The sequence below is a fragment of the Pseudoxanthomonas sp. JC1303 genome (genome assembly GCF_058448525.1).
Genome location: NZ_CP185958.1, coordinates 2402238 through 2417949, shown reverse-complemented (window position 1 = coordinate 2417949; position 15712 = coordinate 2402238). Strand labels below are relative to the sequence as shown.

The 15712-nt window shown below is 66.7% G+C and carries 15 protein-coding genes; 5 read left to right on the top strand and 10 right to left on the bottom strand.

From position 1 onward, the window contains the following. Positions 1–66 precede the first annotated feature (66 nt). From ACORQU_RS10750 to ACORQU_RS10710, 9 genes are all read right to left on the bottom strand, one after another. A complete protein-coding gene (locus ACORQU_RS10750) occupies positions 67–2169 on the bottom strand; it encodes an acyltransferase family protein (RefSeq protein ID WP_491641178.1) in 2103 nt (700 codons plus the stop codon). A 98-nt stretch (positions 2170–2267) separates the two neighbouring features. Then, positions 2268–3020 (bottom strand): SIMPL domain-containing protein, encoded by a 753-nt coding sequence (locus tag ACORQU_RS10745; RefSeq protein WP_491641177.1) that lies wholly within the window; start codon positions 3018–3020, stop codon positions 2268–2270. 57 nt (positions 3021–3077) lie between these two features. Then, entirely contained in the window at positions 3078–4130 is a 1053-nt protein-coding gene (locus ACORQU_RS10740; protein ID WP_491641176.1) for a threonine aldolase family protein, read from the bottom strand. Then, a complete protein-coding gene (gene trpE / locus ACORQU_RS10735) occupies positions 4130–5602 on the bottom strand; it encodes an anthranilate synthase component I (RefSeq protein WP_491641175.1) in 1473 nt (490 codons plus the stop codon). Before trpE ends, ACORQU_RS10740 begins: the two co-directional genes overlap by 1 nt. 308 nt (positions 5603–5910) lie before the next feature. Further along, positions 5911–6837, bottom strand: a complete 927-nt coding sequence (yegS, locus tag ACORQU_RS10730) for a lipid kinase YegS (RefSeq protein ID WP_491641174.1) — start codon at positions 6835–6837, stop codon at positions 5911–5913. A gap of 222 nt (positions 6838–7059) precedes the next feature. Continuing rightward, positions 7060–8217: a lactonase family protein gene (locus ACORQU_RS10725; RefSeq protein WP_491641173.1), complete on the bottom strand. Its 1158-nt coding sequence runs from the start codon at positions 8215–8217 to the stop codon at positions 7060–7062. Positions 8218–8263: 46 nt separating this feature from the next. After that, complete coding sequence (locus tag ACORQU_RS10720; RefSeq protein ID WP_271647328.1) at positions 8264–8743, bottom strand: GNAT family N-acetyltransferase; 480 nt, start codon at positions 8741–8743, stop codon at positions 8264–8266. Beyond that, positions 8740–9411, bottom strand: coding sequence for a ribulose-phosphate 3-epimerase (gene rpe / locus ACORQU_RS10715; RefSeq protein ID WP_491641172.1), 672 nt, complete (start codon positions 9409–9411; stop codon positions 8740–8742). Before rpe ends, ACORQU_RS10720 begins: the two co-directional genes overlap by 4 nt. A 27-nt stretch (positions 9412–9438) precedes the next feature. Beyond that, positions 9439–9780, bottom strand: coding sequence for a J domain-containing protein (locus tag ACORQU_RS10710; protein WP_491641171.1), 342 nt, complete (start codon positions 9778–9780; stop codon positions 9439–9441). Positions 9781–9958: 178 nt separating this feature from the next. Here ACORQU_RS10710 and ACORQU_RS10705 point away from each other — a divergent pair, with 178 nt between their 5' ends. The 5 genes from ACORQU_RS10705 (at position 9959) to ACORQU_RS10685 (ending at position 14784) form a co-directional block, all read left to right on the top strand. Continuing rightward, positions 9959–10885 carry a phosphoribosylaminoimidazolesuccinocarboxamide synthase gene (locus tag ACORQU_RS10705; protein ID WP_271647331.1) on the top strand — a complete coding sequence of 309 codons (927 nt, stop codon included), beginning with the start codon at positions 9959–9961 and terminating at the stop codon, positions 10883–10885. A 123-nt stretch (positions 10886–11008) separates the two neighbouring features. After that, complete coding sequence (locus ACORQU_RS10700) at positions 11009–11485, top strand: hypothetical protein (RefSeq protein WP_491641170.1); 477 nt, start codon at positions 11009–11011, stop codon at positions 11483–11485. A gap of 175 nt (positions 11486–11660) precedes the next feature. Next, positions 11661–12227 carry a hypothetical protein gene (locus tag ACORQU_RS10695; protein WP_491641169.1) on the top strand — a complete coding sequence of 189 codons (567 nt, stop codon included), beginning with the start codon at positions 11661–11663 and terminating at the stop codon, positions 12225–12227. Positions 12228–12341: 114 nt separating this feature from the next. Then, a complete protein-coding gene (locus ACORQU_RS10690; RefSeq protein ID WP_491641168.1) occupies positions 12342–14072 on the top strand; it encodes a peptidoglycan-binding protein in 1731 nt (576 codons plus the stop codon). A 229-nt stretch (positions 14073–14301) separates the two neighbouring features. Continuing rightward, on the top strand, positions 14302–14784 hold the full coding sequence (locus ACORQU_RS10685) for an Mpo1 family 2-hydroxy fatty acid dioxygenase (protein ID WP_491641167.1): 483 nt from the start codon (positions 14302–14304) through the stop codon (positions 14782–14784). Here the strand turns inward: ACORQU_RS10685 and ACORQU_RS10680 are convergent. Beyond that, positions 14778–15686, bottom strand: a complete 909-nt coding sequence (locus tag ACORQU_RS10680) for an NAD-dependent epimerase/dehydratase family protein (RefSeq protein WP_491641166.1) — start codon at positions 15684–15686, stop codon at positions 14778–14780. The two genes, ACORQU_RS10685 and ACORQU_RS10680, sit on opposite strands and share 7 nt — an antisense overlap. Positions 15687–15712 lie beyond the last annotated feature (26 nt).

Genomic DNA, 15712 nt, shown 5'->3' with positions numbered 1-15712 from the left:
CATTCGCACTTGCAATTTTCACGATTGAGCAGACTTCGAACTGCGCGAAACATGCAACGCCAGACCTCAGTTGGACGCAGAAGGGACAGGCAGACCAGCCTTCACCAAATCCCCCTTATGCAGCTCCAGAATCCGATCACCCATGTATTCTGCAAATCCAAGGGAAAGATGGTGCTGATCGTAAAACGCAGGCTCACCATTCGCCCATGTCGCACATGTCGCCAGTTCGTCATTGACGCAAAATAATTCATACTTACTTATATAGATATAGTCGAGCGATCTGACCTGGGAAATCGGCGAAACCGCGCGCTCATCGGGCTTGAAATAATTTTCGAAATCCGGGTTCCTACACGCGTCGTACGTGCGATATCTATTATAAAGGGTTGCACACTCCGTCGGCGTCTGCAGATAAGACCCGATTGCAATGATTTTTATCTTGGGATTCTTCTGCTTCATCATCTCGAGGACGCGCCAGAGGTCTCTTGAAACCTCATCGAATCCCATGTGCGCGTTATAGACCACGACATCCATTTTTTCCAGAAACCCGATGTCGTTCAGAACCGCGAAGCGCTTGTCGCACTTATGCGCCGCCGTCGGAGAGGAAAAATTGGCGCCATTGATCACGATCGCGCAATCGTTGACCGTTCCGAAATTGATCATATTCACCCGCCGGTCCTCTCCGTAGAGAGCGTTGAACGCATTGAACGCATCCGGTTCATGCGAATTTCCGAAGAAGAGAATTTGAGACGGCCTGTCCAGATGACAGCGAGCCGCGTCCTTCAGGACACTGACATTACAGGCCGAGCCCAAGCGGGAGAACCTGCGCCACTTCCCTGCCTCGATCTCCGCAGCGCTTAACGGACGAAAAACCAAGTGATCCTGCCGCTGCCCCCTTACGCCTCCCATCCCAAAGACTCCAGGAGTGAAGTATTTATATCGCCACACCATCCCGTTCGAATGGACAACAATCGCGCCTAGCGCACAGGTCGCCAAGCTTGCCGAAACAACCAGGGCGACACGATTTCGCCGCCTCTGCTGTGCCGACTGGTAACGAAACGGCACTTCCACCGCGTAGTGCAACAGAACCGCAACCACCAGAGAAAGCACCACCATCCACGCGAACCTCGTGCTCCAGCTCGACGTAGGCAGGGACTGCTCAACGCCTACGACGATTGGCCAATGCGCGAGGTAAAGCGAATAGCTTGTCCTGCCGATCCAGGTTGAAACAGGATTAGCGAGCAGCAGTCGACCGGCAGATGATCGAACACCAAGAATGACCAGGAGCGCCCCCACGCAGGGCAACAACCCCTTTACGTAAGGGAAGACATCCCCCTCCTTGAGTGAGGCGATTGAGAACAAGATCATCCCAAGACCGGCCAGCACCGCCAGCTCGTGAACCCAACGGGATGAAGGCATCCGCTGGGAGATGAAGCATCCCAGGGCACCAATGGCGAACTCAAAACCACGGTAGTGCGGCAAGAAGAACAGATCGGACTTATAACCGAGTGCGCCGCCGCTTACCGCAGCATGGTTAGCCAAGAAGCTGAGCCCAAGTGCGAGGAGGACACAGGGAACCAGCCTTTTCCGACCAAATGCGCGACAGCACAAATAGATGAAGGCCGGCCAAAAAAGATAAAACTGCTCCTCCACGCTGAGTGACCACGTGTGAAGCAGGGGCTTGGTCTTGGAAGCCGCATCGAAGTAGCCGCTCTCTGACCAAAAGAGGAGATTTGACAAGGATGCCGCAGAAGCAACAAGCGACTTTCCATAGGCGACCAGATCCCCAGGGGTGAGGCTCACGACCGCCCAAAGCGTGCACATCGCAAGCACTGCGAGCAGCGCCGGAAGGATCCTGAAGCTACGTCGTATGTAGAAGTTCTTGAAATCGAATCGTCCCGTACGGGCGATTTCGTCAATGATGATGCCACTGATCAGATAGCCGCTTATCACGAAAAACACGTCCACGCCGACATATCCACCTCCGAGACCCGGAACCCCGAAGTGGAACAACAGGACAGCTAAGACAGCCAGGCACCGGAGCCCATCAATGTGCGGCATGTAAAAACGGGCGCGGACGCTCATCAGACCCCTCGGTTGAACAGCAAAAATAGCAATGAAATCTGCGTCACCCTTGCGATGGACGCTCGCCACCGCGACGCAAAATTGCATTCAAATAATCCCCAATACAGGCGAATCCACATCCCCGCCCATGCACGCGTCGCACGGATGTTTTGGAGCATCAGCGTTTCAGCAACATGGCGGGAATCTCATGGCGCGATCAGGAAGATCGCATAGACGTTTTCGGAGAGGCTGAGGCTGCCGGCTTCCAAAGCCTCGCCATCGGCCACCTCAACAAACTGGGGCGGCGGCGGAGGCACAGCGGAGGGCGCAGGCGGTACGGCGGTCCTGGCCTGCGGCCAGGTCCCGGCCTGGATGCCGTAGCTGAAAGCCGGCGCGACATCGGAGATGGTGTAAAGCCCGGCCAGCTTGACGCCGTAGGCGCTGGCCAGGCCTTCGGCTGTTTCGCGCGACTGCCTGGCGGCCTCGCCTTTCAGCGTCCTGCGAAGGCCAACTTCGTCGCTGTAGCTCGGCGTAATGCCGGACAGTTGCAGTGACTCGCTGGTCTTGAGTTCTGCCAGAAACGCACGCGTGTCGGCCAGCGTCTTGAAGGTCGCCCCCAAACGGCGTGTCACCTCGCTGCCCTTGAACACTTGGCGCCCATCGACGTATTCGATTTTTGGCTGGATCGTCAGCGTCGCCGCATCGATCGATTCGGGCAGCACGTGATGCCTGTGGAAAGCGGCCAACACGATCTTCGCATCGGCCTGTACCTGCGCGCGTGCAAGCTCGGGTGAAAAATCGACGCGCTGCAGCGTCACCAGCACACCGAAACGATCCGGCTTTACCTCGCGGTGCGCCTCGCCCTTGACCAGCAGGTGCGGCTGCGAGGGCAGGCTGTTGACCTGCGCCGTGGCGACGACGGGAAGGAACAGCGACATCATGATCAGCAAACGCTTCATCTCAACGCTCCCTGTTGAAGGATCGATCGGAAAATCCGCAGACATCCGCACGCATGGCTATCGCACCAGACCGGCAACCGCGTGGATCAGTGCGTCCACCGACTCAGGGCGTGTCGCCCAGGACGTGACGAAGCGGATCACGGCATGGGTGTCGCTGTAGGGCGCCCAGTGTTCGAAGGAGGTCATGTGCGCCAGCGCTTCGATGTGCGCGTGCGCAAACACCGGGAAGATCTGGTTGCTGGGCGAATCGATCAGCATCGGCACGCCGGCGGCCTTGAGCCCGGACTGCAAACGTTGGGCCATCGCATTGGCGTGCACGCCGAGTTCGACGAACAGTGCATCCTCGAACAGCGCCTCGAACTGGCAGCCCACGACCATGCCCTTGGCCAGCATCGCGCCGCGCTGCTTGATCAGATAGCGCAGGTCGGTCTGCAGCGCGGGCTCGACCACCACCAACGCCTCGCCCAGCAGCGCACCGTTCTTGGTGCCGCCGATGTAGAAGGCGTGGGTGAGCGCGGCGATGTCGACCAGGCTGAGGTCATCGCCCGCCGCGGCCAGCGCGCTGCCCAACCGCGCGCCGTCGAGGAAGAACAGCAGGCCGTGCGCATCGCACAGCGCACGCAGCGCCTGCAATTCGGCCCTGGTGTACAGCGTACCCAGCTCGGTGGTGTTGGACACGTACACCAGGCGTGGCTTGACCATGTGCTCGCTGGTGTTCTCGCGCAGCAACGCACGCACGCCATCGGGCGTGAGCTTGCCGTCCACGTGCGGGGCGACCAGCACCTTGTGGCCGGTGGCCTCGATCGCACCGGTCTCGTGCGTGGCCACGTGGCCGGTGTCGACCGCGATTACCGCCTCGTGCGGGCGCAGGAACGCGGAGATCGCCAGCAGGTTGGTCTGTGTGCCGCCGGCGAGGAAGTGCACCTGCGCCTGTGGCTGGCCACAACGCGCGACGATCAACTCGGCCGCGCGCAGACTGTGGCGATCCAGGCCATAGCCGATGTTCTGCTCGCCACTGGCCCGCGCGAGCGCCTCCAGCAGGCGCGGATGCGCGCCCTCGCTGTAGTCGTTGCGGAACGAAGCCAGCTGGGCCATGCCGTTGCCGTCCATCACAGCCCCTTGGCCGCCTGGGCGACGGCGCGGAACAGGGCGCGGCCCTTGTTCATGGTCTCCTTCCACTCCAGGTCCGGATCGGAGTCGTAGACCACCCCGCCGCCGGCCTGCACGTACAAGTGGCCGTCCTGGATGACGGCGGTGCGGATGGCGATGGCGGTGTCGGCGTCGCCATGCCAACCGATGTAGCCGACCGCGCCGGAATACACGTTGCGCTTGACCGGTTCGAGTTCGGCGATGACTTCCAACGCGCGGATCTTCGGCGCGCCACTGACGGTGCCGGCCGGGAAGGTCGCGCGCAGCACATCGGCGTAGCTCAGGCCTTGCTTCAGCTTGCCGGTGACCTCGCTGACGATGTGCATGACGTGGCTGTAGCGCTCGATCACGAACTGCTCGCCCACTTCCACCGTGCCGGGCTCGGCCACGCGGCCGACATCGTTGCGGCCCAGGTCGATCAGCATGACGTGCTCGGCGCGCTCCTTCGGATCGGCCAGCAGCTCGGCTTCCATGGCCGCGTCTTCTTCGTGCGTGTGGCCGCGCCGACGCGTGCCGGCGATCGGCCGCACGGTGACGGTGTCGCCCTGCAGGCGCGCCAGGATTTCCGGCGAGGAGCCGACCACCTGGGTGCCGCCGACATCGATGAAGTACATGTACGGCGACGGGTTGAGCGCGCGCAGCGCGCGGTACACGTCGACCGGGCGTGCGCGGAACGGCACGCGCAGGCGCTGGCTGGGCACGACCTGGAAGATGTCGCCGGCGCGCACGTATTCCTGCGCAGTGCGCACCACGGCGTGGTACTCCTCGCGGGTGAAGGAGGAACGGAAATCGCCCTCGTCGATCGCGTCGGAAAGCTGCGCCTGCGGATAGCCTGCGCCGGCCTGACGCAGGCGATGGGCCAGTTCGTCCAGGCGGCGGTTGGCCTTTGCCCAGGCCTGTGGCTGGGCGGGATCGGCGTGCACGATCAGGTACAGCCGGCCCTTGAGATTGTCGAACACCGCCAGCTCTTCGGAGAGCATCAGCAGGATCTCGGGGGTGTTCAGCTCGTCCGGCTTGTCCACCACCAGGCGCGGCTCGATGTAGCCGATGCATTCGAAGCCGAACCAGCCCACCAGCCCGCCGGTGAAGCCCGGCAGGCCTTCGAGTCTGGGCACCGAGTGGGCGGCGCGCAGCGCCTCGACCTCGGCCAGCGGATCGGCGACCTGCCGCGATTCGACCACCTCGCCGTAGTCGCGCGTTTCCAGGGTGTGGCCGCGCACCGCGTACACGCGCCGCGCCGGCAGACCGATGATGGAATAGCGGCCGAAGCGCTCGCCGCCTTCGACCGATTCGAACAGGTAGGTATAGGGGCCGTCGGCGAGCTTCAGGTAGACCGAAAGCGGCGTGTCCAGGTCGGACAGCACTTCACGGACAACGGGGACGCGGGTATGGCCTTCAGCAGCGTGCTGCTGGAACTGCTCTGCGGTGATCAAGACGGCTTTCCTTCCAGGACTCGGTGGCGGGGCGGACGACGGCAACAGGCCACCATCGCCACGCGCGGCGAGCGGAAAGGGAGGAACGCTTGGTCGTCACGGCGGGCACGGGCGGTACTGTACCGCAATGCGGCAATCGTGCAATCAGGCCCGGGCATGACGCTGGGCGAGGTGCCATCGGCCCGCATCGCGCCATGCGCGGTCCGCCGAAAACTGGCCCGCGCACAGGCGCCGCGCGACCGCTCAGGCAGCCCTTCGCAAGACGCGCTAGCGGCGACTGAAGTCGTTTGGGGCGTGTCGCGCGGGCTTCAGCCCAACAGCGGACAGCTGCCCGGCAGGTGCAGGCGCAGGCGGCCCGGCACGCAGTCGATGCGAAAGTGGCGCGAGGTTTCCGGCTCACCATCCAGGTTGAGGGTGATCGGCCGTTCGGCGTCAATCTCTACCCAGGCCAGCCGTCGGCGCACGGCCACCTGTTCCAGCGCCGCGCGCTTGCCACCGGTGATCAGCGTGCCCAGCGTGGCGGCGAACGTGCCGCTCAATTCGGGAATGAGCGTCAGGTCCAGCAGACCGTCATCGATCAGCGCGTCCGGGCATAAGTCCTGCCCGCCGCCGGCCTGGCGGCCGTTGCCCAATCCCAGCGCGATGAAGTCGCCTTCCCAGGCGAAGTCGGGACCGCTGAAGCGCGCATGCAGCGGTTCGATCCTGCCCAGGCGGGCCAGCCCGGTGACCACATAGGCCAGCCCCCCGAGCACCCGTTTCATGGCCTCGTCGGTTTCCACCGTCACCTGGGTCCCGAAGCCGCCGGTGGCCACGTTGGCACACCAGTGCGGATCGCCGTCGGCGGTGACCCGAAGCAGGTCGATGGCCCGCGCCCGGCTGGACTGGACCAGCGCCAGGGCGGCCATCGGTTCAAGCGGCAGCTCGGCAGCGGTGGCGAAATCATTGGCCGTGCCCAACGGCAACAGGGCCAGGCTGGGCAGCGCATCGGCAGCCTTGGCGTGATGGGCCAGGGTGGCGGCCACCTCGCTGAGCGTGCCGTCGCCGCCGCCGGCGATCACCGTGTCCACGCCATCTGCGAGGGCTCCGGCGACATAGCGCTCGGCGTCGCCGGACTCCCAGGTGACCCGCACATCGACCCGCACGCCACGCGCCCGCAGGGCGGCGACCGCGCTGCGCACCTCGTCGTTCCCTGCGGACTTGCCGTTGAGGATCAGACACCAGCGGGTCGGCGACATGGAGAAGGCGCAGCAGCGGACAGAGCGCGCAGGCTAGCAGCCGGCCGGCGCGCGCATTGTCATGCTCCCGTCAGAAATCCCCCGCAACATCGAAGGCCATAGCAGGGATGACGGGCGGAGGCAGGATCAGCCTCCAGTTCTTCCGGGGCCGCGTCGGGGCAACTCGACGCGGTTCTTTTTTTGCAGAAGCGCCAGCAGACGCCTGATCTCTCCCGACCCGGCTCAGGGTCGCAGGAACTTCAGGTCCGAGGGTGCGGCCACATCGACGGTCTGGAGCATCTTGCCGAGCCGGCCGGTCGCCGGGTCGCGCGCGATCACCACGATGCGGTCGTCGCCCTGCGCGGCGACCAGCAGGTAACGGCCACTAGGATCGATGGAAAATTCGCGTGGCTGGCGACCCTCGGTGGCGCGACGCTGGACCAGCGACAGGCCACCATCCGCCCCCACCGCGAACACGGCGATGTGGTTGTCGGTTCCGCGATTGACCACGTACAGGAACTTCCCATCGGCCGACAGGTGGATCGCACCGGCGCCGTTGTCGCCCTGGAAGCCGGCGGGAAACAGGTCCAGCGTCGTGCGCAGGGTCAGCGCGCCGTCGCTGCCCACGTCCAGCACCGCCACCTGCCCGGCCATCTCCAGGGTGAGGTAGGCATGGCGACCGCTGGCGTCAAACACCAGGTGGCGTGGCCCGCTGCCCGGCGGCAACGCCAGGAACGGCACCTTGGCCGCCTGCAGCGGACGCTCGGCGCTGGTCTGCGGTGCATAGCGGTAGGCGTAGAGACGGTCGCCCCCCAGGTCGGCGACGTAGGCGGTCTTGCCATCGGGGGCGAAGTTCACCGAATGGATATGCGACGACAGCTGGCGGTCTGTGTCGACCTTGCTGGCCTGGTAGCTGGACAGCTGGGTCACCGGCAGCAGTTTGCCGCTGGCATCGACCGGCAGCACCGCCAGGGTGCCGCCGGGATCGGCGCCGACCGAATAGTTGGCCACCAGCAGATAGCGCCCGTCGGGGGTGAGCGTGGCGTGGGTAGGATGGTCACCCAGCGTCGAGACCTGATTGACGACCTGCAGGCGATGCGTCTCATCCAGGCTGAGCGCGGTCGCGCGGCCGATGGGGTCGTGCGCGCCCGGGCCGTTTTCGTCCACCACGTAGACATGGGACTGGTCCGGGGCGACCACCACCCAGGACGGGTTGTCCAGGCGCAGCGCCTGCCACGGCGTGGACGACAGCCTGCCGCTGGCCGTGTCGAACTTGTAGGCATACAGGCCGGGCGCATCGCCCTGGGTGTAGGAGCCGACCAGCAGGTCGACCGAAGCCGCCTCGGCGGCCAGTGGCGCGACGGCCATGGCCAGCGCGGCCAGTTTGAACAACGGGGACATCGGACCTCCCAATCGAAGAACGGCGCGCACGCCGGGACCCGCGGCCTCAGCCGCGCGCAAAATCTGCCAGCGTCTGGCCGTCCATCCGGTAGACGGTCCAGGCGTCCATCGGCCGCGCGCCGGCGGCGCGATAGAAGTCGATCGCTGGCTGGTTCCAGTCCAGCACCGACCACTCGAAGCGGCCGCAGCCCTTGTCCACCGCCAGCCCGGCCAGGTGTCGCAGCAGGGCCAGCCCGGCGCCCTGCCCGCGCGCCTCGGGGCGCACGAACAGGTCTTCCAGGTACAGGCCGTTGCGGCCCAGCCAGGTCGAGTAGTTGAAGAAGTACACCGCAAAGCCGACCGCCACGCCGTCCTGCTCGCAGATCACGCAGTGTGCGGTGGCGCCGTCATCGAACAGCGTGCGCGCCAGGTCGGCTTCGCTGGCCTTGACCGCGTCGGGCTCGCGCTCGTATTCGGCCAGCGCCTTGACCAGCTCGAAGATCAGCGGCACGTCGCCACGCGTGGCGGCGCGGATCTGCAGGCTCATCGCGCCGACTCCACGGCCGCGCGCATCTGCGCGATGACCTGGCTGTAGTCGGCCGCGCCGAAGATGGCCGAGCCGGCCACGAAGGTGTCGGCGCCGGCGGCGGCGATCTGGCCGATGTTGTCGGCCTTCACTCCGCCGTCGATCTCCAGGCGGATGTCGCGGCCGCAGGCATCGATGCGCTCGCGCACCGCACGCAGCTTGTCCAGGGCCGAAGGAATGAAGGCCTGCCCGCCGAAGCCTGGGTTGACCGACATCAGCAGCACCAGGTCGACCTCGTCCAGGACCCAGTCCAGCACGTCCAGCGACGTCCCCGGGTTGAGCACCACGCCGGCGGTGCAGCCGTGCGACTTGATCAGCTGGATCGTGCGGTGCACATGGCGGCTGGCCTCGGGATGGAAGCTGATGTTGCTGGCCCCGGCCTTGGCGAAATCCGGCACCAGGCGATCCACCGGCTCGACCATCAGGTGCACGTCGATCGGCGCGGTCACGCCGTACTTGCGCAGCGCCTCGCACACCATCGGCCCGATGGTCAGGTTGGGAACGTAGTGGTTGTCCATCACGTCGAAATGGACCCAGTCGGCGCCGGCCGCCAGCACGGCGTCGACTTCCGCGCCCAGGCGGGCGAAATCGGCCGACAGGATGGAAGGGGCGATGATGCAGTTGGACATGGGATTCCCGGAACGGAGAGAAAGGGGTCAGGCCGCGCGCTTGCGGCGCTGGGCCTTGATGCGGTCGTAGGCGGCGTTGAGCTCGCGCGCCCGCGCCTCGGCCCGGGCCTTGGCCTCGGGCGCGGCGTTGTGCATGCGGTCCGGATGGACCTGGCGGATCAGGCGGCGGTAGGCCTGGTCCACCTCGGCGTCGGAGGCATCCTGGGCCAGGTCGAAGGCACGGTAGGGGTTGTGCGGCTTCATCTTGAACCAGCCCCGGTCGAAGGCATGGCCCAGCAGCAGCCCGGCCAGCGCACCGAACACCGGCGTGGGCCGGAACAGCAACGCGCCGACGATGCCGCCCAGCAGTTTTCCGTACCAGCGGGTCATGGGGCCTGGGGGTGCGCAGAAGGGGGTGGGTCGCGCAGTTTACGGCACCTTGGGCCAGCTTCCCCTCAAGCACGCGCAGGCGCGTACACTACGCGGCCCGCCGCCGCCAGACCGGCGTGCCGGTGTGTCATGCGGACGGGGCCTTGTCGCGTTGAAAGCGCCACCCCAGGAGTGCCGTGTGCCCACCACGCTGTTGCAAGCCGATCTACCCGGTCTGACCCTTCGCCACCGCGGCAAGGTCCGCGACGTCTTCGAGATCCCGCGCGAGCGCCTGCCCGCCGACGCCCCTGCCGGCGACTACCTGCTGATCGTGGCCACCGACCGCCTGAGCGCGTTCGACGTGGTGCTGCCCGATCCGATCCCGGGCAAGGGCGAGATGCTGTGCCAGGTGTCCAACTTCTGGTTCGCCAAGACCGAACACCTGATGCCCAACCACCTCACCGGCATCGAGGTGGCCAGCGTGCTGCCCGAGGGTGTGGACCCGGCGCTGTACGCCAAGCGCGCGGTGGTGACGCGCAAGCTCAAGCCGGTGCCGGTGGAAGCCATCGCCCGCGGCTACCTGATCGGCAGCGGCTGGAAGGACTACCAGCGCACCGGCGCGGTCAGCGGCATCGCCCTGCCCGACGGCCTGCAGCAGGCCCAGCAGCTGCCCGAACCGATCTTCACCCCGTCCACCAAGGCGGCGGTGGGCGACCACGACGAGAACATCGACTTCGACGCGATGGTCCGCAGCGTCGGCGCCGAGCTGGCCGAGCGCGTGCGCGATGCCACCCTGCGCATCTATGCCTTCGCCGCCGAGTACGCCGCGGCCCACGGCATCCTGCTGGCCGACACCAAGTTCGAGTTCGGCACCGATGCCGACGGCCGCCTGTACATCATGGACGAGATGCTGACCCCGGACTCCTCGCGCTACTGGCCGGCCGACGAATACAGCGTCGGCACCAGCCCGCCCAGCTACGACAAGCAGATCGTGCGCGACTACCTGGAAACCCTGGACTGGGGCAAGACCGCGCCGGGTCCGGTGCTGCCGCCGGAAGTCATCGAGCGCACCCGCGCCCGCTACGCCGAAGTCCTGGAAAAGCTGGCCGACATCCGCCTGGACTGAACGGCGCTGCGCACCCCGCGCGCAACGCGGGGTGCGCTTCACAAACTTGGCCGATGACGCCGGGTATTCTCCGGGGCGATGACGCGCCCGCCGCGGCGCCTTGTATGCGATCAGAAGGATCCAGTGGCCCTTATCCGCACGCTCGTGCCCACGTCCGCGCTGATCCTGGCGCTCGCCGCCTGCAAGCCGCAGGCACCTGACGCCGCCGCCGCGCCCGTCCGCACGACCCAGGCCTCGTCCGCCGCGGCCCCGGCCCAATGTCCCGATGCGGACTTCGAACACTTCGTGCAGCGCTTCAGCGCCGACATCGCCGTCCAGGAAAAGGCCACGGCCGACCCGTTGACGATGATCCAGCTCGATCCGAACGCCCAGCCCGAACCTGCGCCGATGACGCGTCAGGTCCCGCTGGCCGAGGTCGAATGGCCGGTGATGCCCAACCTTGAAGCGGCCCGCAACGGCGGGCGCGAGGTCGTGATGTCCGACGAAGCCGGCGCACGCAAGGTGCTGGTGCGCACGCCGGATACCGGCGATCAGCAGGCCTACTCCTTCGCCCAGCGACCTTGCTGGACCCTGGTGAAGGTGGACGACCAGTCGCTTTGAGTCGATCCATCGCTCGGACGGGCCATGGACGAAGGTGCTGCGGCCGCTGAGCTTCGAGGATTTCGATCCAGCCGGTCTGGACAAGCTTGAGCCCTCCCAGGACCACGCGCATGCCGAACACCGATGTCCATCTGGCTTGTGTTTCCGTGACTTGTACTGTCAAGGAGCTGACCTGATGCGCCACGCCCGCTTCATCCTGCCCACTTTCGGTCTCACCCTGGTGCTGGCCGCCTGCGGCGAAAAAGCGCCTTCCACGGACCACACAGCCGATACGTCTGTGCCGGCAACCACCTCATCTCCCTCTCCCGCTTCGACCGAGGCGGCCGCACAAGGACAGAACGGCATGATCAAGGAATGCCCAGGCGCACGCCTGCATCTGGCGCCGCTGCCTCGCCAGGACGGCGCCGCCTCCACCAAGACCCAGGTCGAACTGGAACGCGACGGGCAACGCCAGGCCCTGGCCGCCCCCCCGGAGATGGCCGATTACACCGCCGTTGGCCTGGGCTGCGCCGAGGACGGCAAGGGCAGCGCCTACTTCGTCGTGCAATACGGCGAGCTGCCTTATGGCTGCGAGTTCTGCGAGTGGTTCTTCCTCTACGACGCCCAGGGGCACCTGCTGAATCACGCGACCCCGCCGCTGCGCGAGGAAGACGGCCAGCAAAGCCCGAACAACGACGAATACCAACACAAGCTCGAGGCGCTGGGGCTCAAGCACCCGGAGGTGGTGCCCTACCCGTCTTGAGTCAGGAATGCGCTCGCACCGCCACACGGCGGCGCGTGGCCAAAGCAGTACGTAGTACATGGAGCAGTACCCCCTCCCAAGGAAGAAGCCGTCTCATAGAAAGGAACGCACAACATGACCGACGACACGATCTACACCGAGATGGTGCAGCCGCGCGGGGCCGCCTATCGCAGCGACCAGATCAAGCCCTGGAGCCACTACCGCGAACCCATCGACACCGGCGATGGCCGGCTGCATGGCGAGTCGCGCCGCTGGGGCGATGCCACCCCGCAGACCCAGTCCAGGGTGATCGATCATCTGATCGACGCATCACGCGACGCCGGGCTCTCATCGCGCGAGACGGCCTATGTGCTGGCCATCGCCCGGATCGAATCGGGCTTCAACCCGGACGCGGCCGCGGGGACCACCTCCGCTTCTGGGCTTGGCCAGTTCATCGATCGCACCGGTGGCCAATACGGCCTCGTCAATGCCAACCGCTTCGACGTGCAGGCCCAGTCGCAGGCGCTGGTGCAGCACTTCATCGACAATCGGGATCTGGCGCGCGGCCGCGGCCACGGCGAGGATTACATCTACAAGTACCACCACGACGGTCCGAGCAAGGACTACGGTGGTCTGGGCCTGTCCCAGCGCGAGGTGGCGCCCTACCTGGATCGCTACGAGCGTTTCGTCGAGCAGCGCCTGACGCAGACCCAGGGGCATGCACCGACGCATGCGACGTCCTCCCCCGCACCCCACGCCGAAGGCCGCGGCGGCTTCCAGCAGACGATGGAACGCATGCTGCCGGGCCAGGGCGGTCACGCCCCCCACATCACGGGCAACTTCGGCGAACACCGCGGCAGCCGCGGAGCGCATGGCGGGACCGACTTCAACTACGAGGGCGGCCAGGCCGGCCGCAACCTGCGGCATCCGACCGTGCATGCGCCGATCGCCGGCACGGTGACCTTCTCCGGGGGCCAGTACGGCACGGTGAAGATTCGCGACGCGCAGGGCAACTCGCACGAGATCCTGCATCTGGATTCGCGTTCGGTCAGGGAAGGCCAGGTCGTGCGCGCCGGCGATCCGATCGGCACGATGGGCGGGCGCGGCCCTGAGAGTGCAGGCCAATATGCCCAGCACGTGCACTACCAGCTGCGCGACCCGCAGGGTCATCTGATCAGCCCGCAGACGTTCTGGGATCGCCATGCGCCGACGCAGACCACGTCCACGCCAACCTCGACCGCCGCACCCCACCGTGGCGCCGACGCCCAGGTGCTTCAGCACGGTGACCACGGCGCGCAGGTGCGCGCCTTGCAGCAGCAGCTCAACGCGCTGGGGCTGCACGACGAACACGGTCGACGGCTGGCCGAGGACGGGAAGTTCGGCGGCCACACGCAGGCGGCGGTGGAGCGGCTGCAGCGCGCGCACGGGATCGCGGTGGATGGCGAGGTCGGGCCGGAGACGCGCCGAGCGATGGCGCGCCAAGCGCAGTCTGCGTTCACGCCTGGGGTGACAGCGCCCGTGCCTGCCACGCACGCCGCCGCGTCTCCGGGGCTGGACCAGGCCTCGCACCCGGACCACGGTCTGTACACGGCCATCCGCGCCCGGCTGCCGGCGCCCTACGCCAATGAACTGGCCGCGCACATCACCGCCCAGGCCAAGCAGCACGGCATCGACACGCCGGAGAAAGTCGGCGGCGTGGCCGTGCAGGACGGCAGGGCGTTCGTGGTGGGCACCACGCCGGGCTTCCGCGCCACGATCGATCTGGCGCAGCCGCCGAGCTTCGAGCACAGCAGCCAGCAGTTGCTCACGCGGCAAAGCGCGGCTCAGGTCATCGAACCGACACCTGCGGTGGCGATGCAGCGATGAGGGTGTGAGACCGGATTCGACCGGACCTGCAACGGTGCACTCACGGCAGAGTGACGTGCACGCCTGAGCTCCCCTCCTTGCTTCGCAAGGAGGGGACAGGTTCGGTGCTTCGGCCGGACGCACGGCCCCGCGAGCGGCGACCGTGCCGCTGCCGCATTGCAGCAGCGATGCGCCCCGGGTACATCGTCGGGCGACGGGCTATGCTGTCGGCCTTCCTGGGAGGGACCCGATGCAGCACGTCCACGCAGAACGCCCGATCGACCAGTGGTTCGCGCACTACGCGCGCGATCATCGAAACCCGGTCAACCAGGCCATCCACGTGGTGGCCGTGCCGGCCATCCTGTGGTCGGTGATCGCGTTGCTGTGGTGCATCCCGGTGACGGCGGGCTGGTTCAGCGCCGGACTGTGGGCGGGCCTGGCGATGTTCTGCGCCTGGGCGTTCTACAACCGGCTCTCGCGGCGCATCGGCTACGGGATGTTCGTGGTGTTCTTCACCATGGGCTGCCTGTGCCGGCTGATCTGGCTGCGCCTGGGGCTGGACGTGCTGCTGTCCACCGCGATCGCGGTGTTCGTGCTGGCCTGGATCGCGCAGTTCATCGGCCACCGGATCGAAGGGCGCAAGCCCAGCTTCCTCACCGATCTGGTCTACCTGCTGATCGGCCCGATCTGGGTGCTGGCCAAGTTCTACGGGAAGATGGGCTGGCGTTACTGACCCAGCATCGCCGCGGTCGGCGCAAAGCCGCGCGGCGCATAGCCGAAGTCGCGCTGCGCCGGCGTCAGGTCGAACACCAGATCCTGGCGCATGCGCGAGACCGCCGCGCCGGTGAGCGCGCGCGCCACGCCCACTGACTGCGCGGCGCGCACGACCACGCCAAACAGCGGCGGCGGAAGCTCCAGCAGGCGGGCCGGCGGTGACATTGCCGCCAGGGTCCGCGTCACCATCTCCCGATACGTCAGGCGCTCCCCGCCGGGTAGGGCATAGGCCTGGTCGAAGGTGGCCGGCACATCGAGCACGGCCAGGGCGGCTTCGGCCAGGTCGTCCACATGGACGGGCGCGCGCAGCCCGTCGGTGGCGCCGCGCGGCAGCGGGAAACACCGCAGGCGCCGGGCCAGCGCCGCGATCCGGGTCAGCGAGGCATCGCGACCGGCGCCATAGACCAGCGTCGGCCGCAGCAGCGTGGCATGGGCGCCGGTGGCGGCGGCCCGCGCGAACACGGTCTGCTCGGCCTGGCGCAGACGCGCGGCCAGGTCGCGCTCCTGGGCGCTGTCCGAATCCTGCTTGGTCCCCAGGCTGGTGGAACCGAAGGCCACCACGCGCGCCGCGTCGATGCCGCTGCCGGCGTACCAGTGGGCGAAGGCATCCAGCGGACCGGTGCTAAAGATCGCATCGACCGCCGACGGCAGCGCCGGCATCTGCTGCAGCGAACCGCGCAGCCAGGTCAGTCCGGGACGCGCGTGCCGCGGCTGGCGCGAGATCGCCAGCACCGACCAGCGGCCGCCTTCCAGCAATCGCGCCAACAGGGCCGCACCGATCTGCCCGCTTCCGCCCAGCAGCAGCGCGGTCCGCGGCGGGGTGGATCGTTCGGCGTAGGCAATGGCGTGCGGGGATGGCATCCGATCAGGATAGGCCAACGACGCGT